The sequence below is a fragment of the Tamlana flava genome, assembly GCF_041287255.1.
GTDB classification, from domain to species: Bacteria; Bacteroidota; Bacteroidia; order Flavobacteriales; family Flavobacteriaceae; genus Tamlana; species Tamlana flava.
Genome location: NZ_JBGGTX010000002.1, coordinates 552295 through 565087, shown reverse-complemented (window position 1 = coordinate 565087; position 12793 = coordinate 552295). Strand labels below are relative to the sequence as shown.

General features: G+C 38.0%; 9 protein-coding genes. 2 read left to right on the top strand and 7 right to left on the bottom strand.

From position 1 onward, the window contains the following. Positions 1 to 2: 2 nt before the first annotated feature. Genes ACB104_RS06990 through ACB104_RS06980 form a run of 3 tightly spaced genes read right to left on the bottom strand, consistent with a single transcriptional unit; the run spans position 3 to position 6195 of the window. The gene (locus tag ACB104_RS06990; RefSeq protein WP_370477568.1) at positions 3 to 1745 is read right to left on the bottom strand and encodes a helix-hairpin-helix domain-containing protein; all 1743 of its coding nucleotides are present in this window, start codon (positions 1743 to 1745) and stop codon (positions 3 to 5) included. Between the two features lie 28 nt (positions 1746 to 1773). Next, positions 1774 to 4869 (bottom strand): TAT-variant-translocated molybdopterin oxidoreductase, encoded by a 3096-nt coding sequence (locus ACB104_RS06985; protein ID WP_370477567.1) that lies wholly within the window; start codon positions 4867 to 4869, stop codon positions 1774 to 1776. 33 nt (positions 4870 to 4902) lie between these two features. Then, the gene (locus ACB104_RS06980) at positions 4903 to 6195 is read right to left on the bottom strand and encodes a c-type cytochrome (protein ID WP_370477566.1); all 1293 of its coding nucleotides are present in this window, start codon (positions 6193 to 6195) and stop codon (positions 4903 to 4905) included. A 215-nt stretch (positions 6196 to 6410) separates the two neighbouring features. Between ACB104_RS06980 and ACB104_RS06975 the strand changes: the two genes are divergently transcribed. After that, positions 6411 to 6812 carry an SPOR domain-containing protein gene (locus ACB104_RS06975; protein WP_370477565.1) on the top strand — a complete coding sequence of 134 codons (402 nt, stop codon included), beginning with the start codon at positions 6411 to 6413 and terminating at the stop codon, positions 6810 to 6812. Positions 6813 to 6851: 39 nt separating this feature from the next. Here ACB104_RS06975 and infB read toward each other — a convergent pair whose 3' ends face one another. From infB to rimP, 3 genes are all read right to left on the bottom strand, one after another. Then, positions 6852 to 9560 carry a translation initiation factor IF-2 gene (gene infB, locus ACB104_RS06970; RefSeq protein WP_370477564.1) on the bottom strand — a complete coding sequence of 903 codons (2709 nt, stop codon included), beginning with the start codon at positions 9558 to 9560 and terminating at the stop codon, positions 6852 to 6854. A gap of 78 nt (positions 9561 to 9638) precedes the next feature. Continuing rightward, positions 9639 to 10871, bottom strand: coding sequence for a transcription termination factor NusA (nusA, locus tag ACB104_RS06965; protein ID WP_370477563.1), 1233 nt, complete (start codon positions 10869 to 10871; stop codon positions 9639 to 9641). A 12-nt stretch (positions 10872 to 10883) separates the two neighbouring features. Further along, the gene (gene rimP, locus ACB104_RS06960) at positions 10884 to 11345 is read right to left on the bottom strand and encodes a ribosome assembly cofactor RimP (RefSeq protein WP_370477562.1); all 462 of its coding nucleotides are present in this window, start codon (positions 11343 to 11345) and stop codon (positions 10884 to 10886) included. A 218-nt stretch (positions 11346 to 11563) separates the two neighbouring features. On the opposite strand from rimP, the gene ACB104_RS06955 reads away from it, so the two are divergent. Further along, positions 11564 to 12388, top strand: a complete 825-nt coding sequence (locus ACB104_RS06955; RefSeq protein ID WP_370477561.1) for a universal stress protein — start codon at positions 11564 to 11566, stop codon at positions 12386 to 12388. A gap of 6 nt (positions 12389 to 12394) precedes the next feature. Here ACB104_RS06955 and ACB104_RS06950 read toward each other — a convergent pair whose 3' ends face one another. Then, positions 12395 to 12790, bottom strand: a complete 396-nt coding sequence (locus ACB104_RS06950) for a hypothetical protein (RefSeq protein ID WP_370477560.1) — start codon at positions 12788 to 12790, stop codon at positions 12395 to 12397. Between the last annotated feature and the right edge of the window lie 3 nt (positions 12791 to 12793).

Below are 12793 nucleotides of genomic sequence, written 5' to 3'. Positions count from 1 at the left end.
ATTTAGTTTATTAATTTTTTAGCTTGTCCAGACCAATCATCACGTTCTGCTCTTCCCGGGAAAGAACCAGTGATACCGTCTAACAAGTCGTATTCTTTTTTGGTCATCTTACTCACCTGAAGGAAAGAATAGATACCTATGCTATTAAGCAGTTGCTCCATTTTAGGCCCAACACCACTAATCTTCTTTAAATCATCAGCCTTTTGGGTTGATGGGTCAAAAGTTCCTATGCTACTAAGTAAGGAGTTTGTCATTTCAAATTTATCACCTTCAGAAACTTCAACTTTCGGTGTTTCAACAGATTTGGTTGAAGTAACAACTCCAGATGTTCTAGCATCTGCTCCTGTACCTACCAAACTCTTACCTGCTTCTCTAAGGTTTTTATAACGCTGCCCTGATGATTTCAAAATAGTTTTAACCTCAGCTTGTGCAATTACTGGGAATGTTCTAGAGTATAACAAGAACAGCACAAAGAAGAATCCAATGGTTCCTATAAAAATACCTATATCAACAAATGTTGGCGAGAACATCGTCCATGATGATGGCAAATAATCCCTGTGCAATGAGGTTACGATGATTACAAAACGCTCAAACCACATACCTACGTTTACCACGATTGATATAAAGAAAGAGAACATGATACTGGTTCTTAATTTCTTGAACCACATAAACTGAGGAGAGAATACGTTACACGACATCATCATCCAGTAAGCCCACCAGTAAGGTCCAGTAGCTCTATTTAAGAACGCATATTGCTCATACTCCACACCAGAATACCAAGCAATAAATAACTCGGTAATATAAGCCACACCAACTATAGAACCTGTAATCATGATTACAATATTCATTAACTCAATGTGCTGAACCGTTATATAATCTTCAAGGCTACATACTTTTCTCATGATGATAAGAAGCGTATTTACCATGGCAAATCCTGAGAATACCGCACCCGCAACGAAGTATGGCGGGAATATGGTGGTATGCCAACCTGGGATAACCGAAGTGGCAAAGTCAAATGATACAATAGTGTGTACCGAAAGTACAAGTGGCGTTGCCAAACCGGCAAGTACCAAAGATACTTCTTCAAAACGTTGCCAATCCTTAGCACGTCCAGACCAACCAAAACTTAATAAAGAATAGATTTTCTTTTGGAATGGTCTAACAGCTCTATCACGAATCATAGCAAAATCAGGCAATAAACCAGTCCACCAGAACACCAATGATACCGATAAATATGTTGAAATTGCAAATACGTCCCAAAGTAACGGTGAGTTAAAGTTCACCCAAAGCGAACCAAATTGGTTTGGAATTGGCAATACCCAATAGCCTAACCAAGGACGACCCATGTGAATGATTGGAAACAAGCCTGCTTGAACAACCGAGAAGATGGTCATCGCCTCTGCTGATCTGTTAATGGCCATTCTCCATTTTTGACGGAACAATAAAAGTACAGCAGAAATAAGTGTTCCTGCGTGACCAATACCTACCCACCAAACGAAGTTAGTAATATCCCAAGCCCAACCAACGGTCTTGTTTAAACCCCAAGTTCCAATACCTGTGGAAATGGTATATAGTATGCATCCAATTCCCCAAAGGAAAGCAGCTAGTGAAATTCCAAAGACTATCCACCATTGTTTATTTGCTTTTCCCTCTACAGGCTTAGCAACATCCACGGTTACATCGTGGTATGATTTTTCGCCTGTAACTAAAGGTCTTCTAATAGGTGCTTCGTAATGAGACGCCATAATTATATAATTGATTCTTTAATTAGATTTATGCTTCAGTTGTATTTCTCACTTTTGTTTGATACATCACGTTTGGCTTCGTGCCAACATGCTCTAACAAGTGATACATACGTTTATCTTCCTTAAGTTTTGCAACTTTACTTTCCTTATCATTGATGTCACCAAAAATCATTGCTCCATTGCTACAAGCGGCAGAACAAGCTGTTTGGAACTCTCCATCCTTAATTTTACGTCCGTCACGTTTTGCATCAAGAATAGTTTTTTGTGTTTTTTGAATACACATAGAACATTTTTCCATAACACCACGAGAACGTACTACAACATCTGGATTCAACACCATACGCCCTAAATCGTCATTCATATGATAATCGAACTCATCATTACCGTTATACAAGAACCAGTTGAAACGACGGACTTTATAAGGACAGTTGTTTGCGCAATAACGTGTACCTACGCAACGGTTATAGGCCATGTGGTTTTGACCTTGACGACCATGAGATGTTGCTGCCACAGGACAAACGGTTTCGCATGGTGCGTGGTTACAGTGCTGGCACATAACTGGCTGGAAGGCTACTTGAGGATTCTCTGAAGCACTTTCCATTTCATTAAATTCACTTAACGAACTTCCTAAACCAGAAATATTCTCCTTTTTCTCGTTATCGCTCTCAAAAGAATCTTGAGATGAATAATATCTATCTATACGTAACCAGTGCATATCACGGCTACGACGTACTTCAGTTTTACCAACTACAGGAACGTTGTTTTCAGCGTGACAAGCAATAACACATGCTCCACATCCCGTACAAGCATTTAAATCAATTGACAAGTTAAAGTGATGACCTATTGAACGATCAAACTCATCCCATAAGTCAACTTCTGGTGATGTTACCGGAGTTTCTTCATGATTTAGAGATACTACAGGAACAGCATTCCAGTGTTTTTTATCTTTGGTATTGAAAATTTCTAAAGTAGTTTCTTTAACAATGTCGCCACGTCCCATCAACGTATTGTGCAATTGAACACAAGCAAACTCGTGTTCTCCACCAGCAGCCTCAACTGTTACGCTTTGAACATTGTTAAACCCTTGGTATAATGGATATGCATTTACACCTGTTTGCATCTCGGCTTTCATACCTTTGGTTTTTCCATAACCCAATGCTAAACCAACAGAGCCTTTAGCCTGTCCTGGCTGAACAATAACGGGAACTGTAACAGAAACACCATTAACAGTAACTTTAGCATAGTTACTATTTAGCGCCCCATTGGCAACATGAATATTGGTTAAACCAATGCTATCGGCATCCACTTTTGAAACGGTTAAATAGTTATCCCAAGCCGCTCTGGTAATTGGATCTGGAAACTCTTGCAACCATGGGTTATTAGCCTGTTGGCCATCACCCATACCTGTTTTGGTGTATAATGTTAATTCTAAACCCTCCGTTTTAGCTGAAGCTGCTAGAGATCTGGCTGAATTTCCAAATGATATTAAAGTCGCTCCTTCTTCAACTTCAGAAGTGCTTTCAGTTTCCGTTGCAATGGCACCAACAAAAACACCATCGTGTAACGCTTTATTAAATGAATTTTCTCCTAAAATACTTGTACCCCAAGCGTCTTTGATATAATCATGATAAGAAACATCGTTTCCTGTCCATTTCAATAATGCTTCTTGAAATTGTCTAGTATCAAATAAAGGACGGATTGCTGGTTGCGTTAATGCGTAATGCCCCTTTTTTATTTCAACATCACCCCAAGCCTCTAAGTAGTGAGGTGCGGCGGCAATATATTGTGTTTCGGTAGAAGTTTCATCTTCCTTTAAAGAAAATGCTACGGAAAGTTCAGTCTTTTTTAAGCCATCAACAAAATCGGCAGCATTTGGCAACGAATAAATGGGATTCACACCACTCATTATGATGGCTGCTACTTTTCCTGATTTCATATCAGAAACCAATTTTGCAACTGCCTTATCGCTACCTTGTCTTGTTTTAATCGGTGTTTTCGGGTCAAAAGCTTTGCTTCCCAAAGCCTCATTGATTTCAAAAACCACTGCTTGTGCGTTCACATCTTGAATACCTGTAACAACAACACCGTTGCTTCCAGCCTTCTTAAGTTCAGAAGCGGTACTCTTAACGGCTTCTTCTATTTTTTCAGGTAACTCTCCCGAAACAGAACCTCCAACTATATAACTACATAATTTGGCTAAAGCTATTTTTTGTTGCGATGGGGTTAACGGCACGCGTTTATCGGCATTTGCACCAGTTAAAGACATATTGGCCTCAAATTGTATGTGACGCGACATTTTACCGTGGTCTGGAATTCTGTTTTTAGAATAACCAGAATCAAAACCACCTCCTTGCCAATCTCCCAAGAAATCAGCACCAACAGAAACAATAGTCATGGCTTTTGAAAAATCATAATTTGCCAATCCTCGTTCCCCATATTTATCTTGGTATGCATCCAACGCAGCAGATTCTGAAACAGCATCATATACCACATGGCTAACATTACCGTATTTTTCTTTAAATTCTGAAATCAACTTGCTTGTTGAAGGGCTGGCAAAAGTTTGTGTCATTAACACAATATCTTTATTTGCTGCAGCTATCTCAGTTAGTTTTTTGGTTGTTTCAGTATCAAAGTCACTCCATGAGATGGGCTTTCCTTCTTTCTTAGGACCTTGAACCCTCAAACTGTCATACAAACCTAAAACCGATGCGTTAACCCTGGCATTCGCACTACCATTAGTTGTTGCCATCGCGTTATTTTCAATTTTAATCGGACGGCCTTCACGCGTTTTCACCAAAACACTCGCAAAATCAAATCCATCTGCAATCGTAGTTGCGTAGTAGTTGGCCACACCAGGAATAATTTCAGTAGGCTGTACTACATAAGGAATGGATTTTTTAACTGGGCCTTCACAAGCTGCCAAAGAAGCAGCAGCTGTAGTAAACCCTACATATTTTAAGAAATCGCGACGAGTAGTTGATGTAGATTCCAAGGTGTTTTTATCACCTAAAAACTCATCAGTAGGAATTTCGTTAACAAACTCGTTTTGTTTTAGCGTCTCAACAATAGAGCTATTTTCGTTAAGCTCTTCAACACTTTTCCAGTATTTCTTGTTTGATGACATATTATATAATTGAATTACTTCTTGTTAAATTTATTAATAGTGACATTTACCACATTCCAAACCACCCATTTGAGCAGCTGTCAACTCATCCACACCATATTTTTTGGATAATTCTTCATGAATTTTCTCGTAGTAAGCATTATCTTTTACAGCCACATTTGTTTCTCTATGGCAGTTGATGCACCATCCCATGGTAAGCGGAGCATGTTGATATAAAACCTCCATTTCTTCAACAGGACCATGGCAGGTTTGACACTCAACACCAGCAACAGTTACGTGCTGTGAGTGATTAAAATAAGCAAAATCTGGTAAATTATGAATACGAACCCATTTTACTGGCTGTGAATCTCCTGTGTATTTTTGGTCAGCATCACTCCATCCAGCAGCAGCATATAGTTTTTTGATTTCACCATCGTAGAACTCTTTAGAGTATTCTGGAGAAGTTTCACCGTTGTATTCGTAAATAGATTTATGGCAGTTCATACAAACATTTAATGAAGGAATACCAGAAGTTTTGCTAACCCTTGCTGAAGAATGACAGTATTTACAATCTATACCATTGTCTCCTGCGTGAATTTTATGTGAAAAATGAATTGGCTGTACTGGCTGATAACCTTGGTCTACACCAACTTGCATTAAGTAACCATATACAAAATAGGCACTTGCCAACAAGAAGAATATGGAGGTTACCAACATTAAAAATTGGTTTTGCACAAATGCCTTCCATAATGGTGTTCTTTTTGCTTCTTCAGGTAATTCAATATTTTGGGCCTCAGCAAAACGACGCAATGTTTTGTTTACCAAATAAAGACCGATAGCCAATAAAATAAATAGGATAGCCAAAGCTCCAAGAATAATTTCATTTGAAATACCACCTGTCGCACCGGCAGGCTGTGCCCCTTGAGCGGCTACCGCTGTTTCAGCAGGAGCAGCTTTCTCCTCTGCAGTATATGCTAAAATATTGTTGATATCCTCATCAGACAGTTGAGGAAATGCCGTCATTGCGGCGCCACCAAACTCATTGTAAACTTTGTTGGCATAAGCATCACCAGACTTTATAACCCCTGGGCTATTACGAATCCAAGCATAAATCCAATCCCTATCTAAACCTTGTTCATCTGCCAAACGTTGTTCAACCTTGCGCAATGCAGGACCGGTCATTTTTTTATCTAATTGATGACACGCCGCACAATTGGCATTAAACAATGATTTTCCTTTTGCTGGATCTCCATCTTGAGCAGAAAGAGAAACTGTAAACGCTAATAAAATAATTAAGCTTAAATGAAGAATATTAGTGCCTAATTTACGGTGAATCACCTGTCTCATATTGTTGGTTATATTAACTTCTATACTTTGGTACGATTTTTTCTTTAACAAAAACAGAAAAAATACAGTTAAAAAAATCTCTCGCAAAAGTAATATTAAAAGTCGATTCCCAAAATGTTAGAGAAGTGTTAATGGCTAATTTAGAGTAATTCTAAATAATAAAAAAGCCCTCTTTTTAGTTAATAACCTATACATTTGTGATAAATATTTTGAAAATGGAACCATTAAAATTGAAAATCAGTTTTTTAAGTCTTTTTGCCTTCCTATTGTGTGTATCATTCAGCTATTCCCAACAAGGAAATGTAACGGTAAATCAGGACAAAAAAATAGATGTTTTGTTAAATCTGAAAAAGGAGATGAACAAAAGTGATGATGACTCTGACCGATACAAAATACAGGTTTATTCAGGAAATCGCTCTGGTGCACAAAGTGCACAAAGTGAATTCAGCAAGACTTTTGCAGATTGGAAACCGACAATGCAATATGAAACACCCAATTTCAAAATATGGGCAGGTAATTTTAGAACACGTTTGGAAGCCGACCGGGCACTTCAAAAAATTAAGCGAACATTCCCTAGTGCATTTATTTTCAAACCGAAAAATAATAATAGTAAATAAAAAAGCCGCGCAACTTGCGCGGCTTTTTTATTTTTCATTTTATTTCAGTTTCTTTTTTACTTCAACTTCGTGGAAGGCTTCAATAATGTCACCTTCATAAATATCGTTGTAGTTTTTAATTTGCATACCACAGTCGTAACCTTTAGCAACTTCCTTAACGTCGTCTTTAAAACGTTTCAGGGAAGCCAATTCTCCTGTGTGGACCACTACCCCATCTCGTATCAATCGAACTCCGGAGCTTCGGAAAATTTTTCCGTTGGTTACCATACAACCCGCTATACTTCCCACTTTTGAAACCTTGAATATTTCTCTAATTTCAGCCGTACCTGTAATTTCTTCTTTAAGCTCTGGTGACAACATACCTTCCATAGCGTCTTTCAGGTCGTTTATCGCATCGTAGATTATTGAATATGTTCTAATATCGATTTCTTCTTTATCTGCAATTGATCTAGCATTTCCTACTGGACGCACGTTAAATCCGATAATAATAGCATCGGAAGCCGAAGCCAACAACACATCACTTTCAGTTATAGCCCCAACACCTTTATGAATGATATTTACATGAATTTCTTCTGTTGATAATTTTTGGAACGAATCTGTGAGTGCTTCTACAGAACCGTCCACATCACCTTTAAGAATGATGTTTAATTCTTGGAAATCTCCGAGAGCAATTCTACGACCAATCTCATCAAGAGTAATATGGCGTTGTGTTCTAACTGATTGCTCACGTTGTAACTGAGCACGTTTTGCAGCAATTTGTTTTGCTTCGCGTTCGTCCTCAAAAACATTGAACTTATCACCTGCTTGCGGTGCACCGTCCAATCCTAGAATGGATACCGGTGTAGATGGCCCTGCTGCTTGCACATCATTACCTCGCTCATCGTGCATCGCCTTAATCTTACCACTGTGCTGACCTGCTAAAACATAATCGCCAACCCTTAAGGTTCCAGCTTGCACCAAGACAGTTGACACATACCCACGACCTTTGTCTAAAAATGCTTCAACAACTGTACCTACGGCTGGTTTATTTGGATTTGCCTTTAACTCTAATAATTCAGCCTCCAACAATACTTTTTCTAAAAGCTCTTTTACACCCGTACCAAATTTTGCGGAAATATCATGCGACTGGATTTTGCCACCCCAATCTTCTACCAATAAATTCATATTGGCCAATCCTTCCTTAATCTTGTCAGGGTTGGCATCTGGTTTATCAATTTTATTAATTGCAAACACAATAGGAACACCTGCCGCTTGGGCATGTGAAATCGCCTCCTTAGTTTGCGGCATAATATCATCATCTGCCGCTGCAACAATAATGGCAATATCAGTAACTTGGGCCCCACGCGCACGCATAGCGGTAAAGGCCTCGTGACCAGGTGTATCTAAAAATGCTATTTTTTGTCCGCCTTCTAATTCTACACCATAAGCACCTATATGCTGTGTAATTCCACCTGATTCACCCGCAATTACATTTTCTTCACGAATGTAGTCCAGAAGTGATGTTTTACCATGATCTACATGCCCCATAACTGTAACGATAGGCGCTCTTGGCTCTAAATCTTCTGGTTTATCCTCAAATTCTTCAATTGATTCTTCAATATCAGCGGTTACGAAAGAAACCTTATATCCAAATTCTTCAGCAACTATTGATAGTGTTTCTGCATCTAAGCGCTGGTTCATGGTCACCATCATACCAAGTGACATACATGCCGAAATAATTTCGGTTACACTAACATCCATCATAGTTGCAACTTCACTTGCCGTAACAAACTCAGTTACTTTTAATATTTTGCTTTCTTCTGCCTCTAATTGCTGATCAAGTTCAGATTGTTCTCTGTGATGATCTCTTTTGTCTCTTCTGTACTTAGCACCTTTACCTTTAGCGGATTTCCCCTGAAGTTTTTCAAGTGTTTCGCGCACTTGTTTTTTAACATCTTCTTCGCTAGGCTCCTCTTTTAATATATTTCGACGCCCTTGTCCTTTACCCTTAAATCGATCACCACCAGTGCGGTTATCACCTTTATTATCTTGAAGTCCACCTCCCTTGCTTATTCTACGGCGCTTCTTTTTGTTTGAGGACGCAGCATCTCCAGGCTTTGATTCCGCTTTCTTTTCTTCCTTCTTTTTCTTTGGCTTGTTGAACTGGGACAAATCAATTTTATCACCTGCTATTTTCGGGCCACTAAGTTTTTGGTATTGTGTTTTAACCTGTTCATCAGGTACCACCATTTCACCATCTATCTCAACCTTTTTAGGCTCAGGTTTTGATAGCTTTTCTATTTTTGCTTCTTCTTTTGCCTTTGGAGCTTCTACCTTTTCTTCTACTTTAGAAACTGGTTCTTCAGTCGGCCTTTTATCTTCGGAAACTGGTTTAGGCTTATTAGAATCTAAATCAATTTTGCCAACCTGTTTTGGGCCGGATAATGTTTTTGATGCTTTTACAACTTCTTCTTGTCGGGCTCTTTCTTTGGCTTCTTCCGCTTTTTGCTTGTCTTCCAATTCTTGTTCACGCTTAATGCGCAAATCTTCCTTTTCTTTTAGCTTAGCTTCACTAACTTTTTGCGACTTCATTTTCTTGTTGGCATCCGTCTCAAATTCATCTGAAAGAATATGATAGGTTTCCTCAGAAATTTTTGTAGTCGGACGCTTTTCTATATCAATGCCTTTGGAATCCAAAAATTCCACAGCACGATCTAGAGAAATGTTCAGTTCGCGTAATACTTTATTTAATCTAATTGTTTCAGCCATAAATTGCCTTTAAAATACTCAAATCTATATTTTGTGCCAATTCAGGCACAAAGTAATGCAAAACTGCATTATTATTTACTATTCTTCAAATTCTTCTCTTAGAATCCTGATAACATCTAAAATGGTTTCTTCTTCTAAGTCTGTTCTTTTTACCAAATCATCAACCTCTTGCTCCAATACACTTTTTGCGGTGTCCAATCCAGCTTTGCTGAACTCTTCAATGATCCAACCTTCAATTTCATCAGAGAATTCTCTTAATTCAACATCTTCTTCTGCACCTTCCCTGAATACATCGATTTCATAACCAGTTAGCTGACCTGCCAAACGGATGTTGTGTCCACCTCTACCAATAGCCTTACTTACTTCTTCTGGTTTTAAAATAACCTCGGCACGTTTAGCTTCTTCATCAATTTTAATTGATGTTACACGGGCAGGGCTTAACGCTCTGGTAATGTATAATTGCAAGTTGTTGGTGTAATTAATCACATCAATATTTTCATTGCCCAACTCACGAACAATACCGTGAATTCTAGACCCCTTCATACCAACGCAAGCGCCTACTGGGTCAATTCTGTCGTCATAAGAATCTACGGCTACTTTTGCTTTTTCACCTGGTATTCTCACTACATTTTTAATGGTAATCAATCCATCAAAAACTTCTGGTATTTCTTGTTCAAATAATTTTTCCAAAAATACTGGGGAGCTTCTGCTCATTATAATGGTTGGTTTGGCTCCCTTAAGCTCAACACTGTCAATAACACCACGTACGTTATCTCCTTTTCTAAAGAAATCTGACGGTATTTGTTTGTCTTTTGGAAGCACAATTTCGTTGCCTTCATCGTCCAATAAAATAACCGCTCTGTGACGTATGTGATGCACCTCGGCAGTATATATCTCGCCAACTAAATCTTTAAATTGTTTGTAGATTATGGTATTGTCGTGCTCATGGATTTTTGAAATCAGGTTTTGTCGTAATGCCAAAATAGCACGTCTTCCCAAATTGATAAGTTTTACTTCTTCAGACACATCTTCTCCCACTTCAAAATCTGGCTCAATTTTGCGTGCTTCAGACAATGAAATTTCTTGGTTTTCGTCTTCAACCTCACCATCGGCAACAACAACTCTATTTCTCCATATCTCTAAGTCACCCTTATCTGGGTTAACAATAATGTCAAAATTATCATCATCACCAAATTTCTTCTTAAGGGCACTTCTAAAAACATCCTCTAAAATTGCCATTAACGTAACTCTATCAATGAGTTTATCGTCTTTGAATTCTGAAAAAGATTCAATCAACGCGACATTTTCCATATCTCTTTAAAATTAAAATTTAATCATAACTTTTGCTTCTACAATATTTTCGTAAGGAATATGAACTTCCTTTTTTATGGTTACTTTGCCTTTGCCCACAGGTTTTGGCTCTCTAACTTTCCACTCTAACGTAATGTCATCATCCGATGCTTTGGTTAAAACCCCTTCCATTTCTTCCTCAGCCGTTTTAACCTTCAAGGTTCTTTTAACGTTCTTTTTATACTGTCGCTTGTGCACCAACGCTGATGCTACTCCGGACGACATAACTTCCAACGAAAAATCTTGTTCTTCCCTGTCCAAATTATGCTCAATGGCACGGCTTACAAACATACAGTCTTCAACCAAAATACCATTGTCGCCATCAATAATCACCTTAATGTGGCTATCGCCTGAAATGGACAAATCAATAAGGAACAAATCTGGTCTTTCAATCAGCGCAGCATCCAGTAATTCGGCAACCTTGGTTTTAAACATTTTTTAGTATAAAAAGAGGGGACTTTTCGTCCCCTCATAATCTTTAATTTCGCCTTTCAACGGTGCAAATATATAACATTTTATTGATTTTTAAAGGAATATTTCATAAATTTAAATACCGCTTGCTTGTGAAAGCTTGATATTTCTGGGCTTACAATTTTTTACGCTTTTTTTATGAATATCATTTTTTAAACACAAACTAACTAAACTGTGAACTGATGAAAAAATTACTTGTACCCACTGATTTTTCAGACCAAGCCGAAAATGCCCTGAAAGTAGCCGCACAAATTGCCAAAAAACACGATTGCGAAATTTTCTTGCTGCACATACTTGAAATGCCTTTACAGGAAGTAGACCCCATGGGCACCCACAGTAGCTTGCCAGAGGCCATGTTTTTCATGAAATTAGCGCACAAAAAATTTGAGGAGCTAAAAAGCAAAGATTATCTAGAAGGTTTGAAGGTTCATGAATCTGTTGATTTTCATGAAATTTTCAAAGGTATTTTTCAGCTATGTAAAAAACAGAAAATTGACCTGATTATTATGGGTTCCAACGGAGCAAATGGCTTGAGAGAAATACTAATTGGCAGCAATACCGAAAAAGTGGTACGAACTTCCGAAACACCTGTATTGGTGGTAAAAAAGGAGCATAAAATATTTAACATTGCCAATTTTGTGTTTGCCTCAGATTTTAAAGATGAAAGCAAAGCCACATTTAAAAAAGCCTTGGAATTTGCCGATAAACTGGGTGCTAAAATGCACTTACTCATGGTAAACACGCCCAATAAATTTATTACATCATCAGAAGCTAACCAACGGATGCAAAATTTTCTTGAAAGCTTTAAAGCTTCAAACCATACCTTGAATATTTATAACGACATGAGCATTGAAAAAGGCATTATGCATTTTTCTGAATCCATTGGTGCAGATTTAATTGGGATGAGTACACACGGCAGACAAGGTATTTCGCATTTTTTTAACGGAAGCATCAGTGAAGATTTGGTTAACCATGCCAAACGCCCCGTGATTACGTTTAAGATTTAAAAACACTTACTTTACCAAAACGCCCTTTACATCCATTAATGGAACAGGCTGCAATGCCCTTAAGTTTATGGTGTTTTTTCTAAAGAGGTAGGTTTTATCAAACATTTGGTTGCCTTCAAAAAAGGACACTTTAAAGCTGTTGTTCAATGCGAACAATTCTTCAACCATTAATTCAATTTTAGCAAAGCTTTTTTTAGGGAGAACGTCTATTTTCTTTCTGAAAGTTGCTGTTTTTTTGGTTTCGGAATAGCCACTGGTAACAATAAGCACCATCTCTAAATCAACATCTTTGTCATTTATGATGTAGGCATTCCAGTCTTGGGTTTTATACACTTCATTGTATTCGTTTACAACAGCAACATAAAGGTCTTCAACTTTTGGAATTTCAATGTCTTTTTTCATTGA

What these genes read in the sequence shown, in the direction of transcription:
- ACB104_RS06980 (WP_370477566.1), bottom strand. Translation starts at nt 6,195, where the DNA reads ATGAGACAGGTGATTCACCGTAAATTAGGCACTAATATTCTTCATTTA.
- ACB104_RS06990 (WP_370477568.1), bottom strand. Translation starts at nt 1,745, where the DNA reads ATGGCGTCTCATTACGAAGCACCTATTAGAAGACCTTTAGTTACAGGC.
- ACB104_RS06950 (WP_370477560.1), bottom strand. Translation starts at nt 12,790, where the DNA reads ATGAAAAAAGACATTGAAATTCCAAAAGTTGAAGACCTTTATGTTGCT.
- ACB104_RS06985 (WP_370477567.1), bottom strand. Translation starts at nt 4,869, where the DNA reads ATGTCATCAAACAAGAAATACTGGAAAAGTGTTGAAGAGCTTAACGAA.
- infB (WP_370477564.1), bottom strand. Translation starts at nt 9,560, where the DNA reads ATGGCTGAAACAATTAGATTAAATAAAGTATTACGCGAACTGAACATT.
- nusA (WP_370477563.1), bottom strand. Translation starts at nt 10,871, where the DNA reads ATGGAAAATGTCGCGTTGATTGAATCTTTTTCAGAATTCAAAGACGAT.
- ACB104_RS06955 (WP_370477561.1), top strand. Translation starts at nt 11,564, where the DNA reads ATGAAAAAATTACTTGTACCCACTGATTTTTCAGACCAAGCCGAAAAT.
- rimP (WP_370477562.1), bottom strand. Translation starts at nt 11,345, where the DNA reads ATGTTTAAAACCAAGGTTGCCGAATTACTGGATGCTGCGCTGATTGAA.
- ACB104_RS06975 (WP_370477565.1), top strand. Translation starts at nt 6,411, where the DNA reads ATGGAACCATTAAAATTGAAAATCAGTTTTTTAAGTCTTTTTGCCTTC.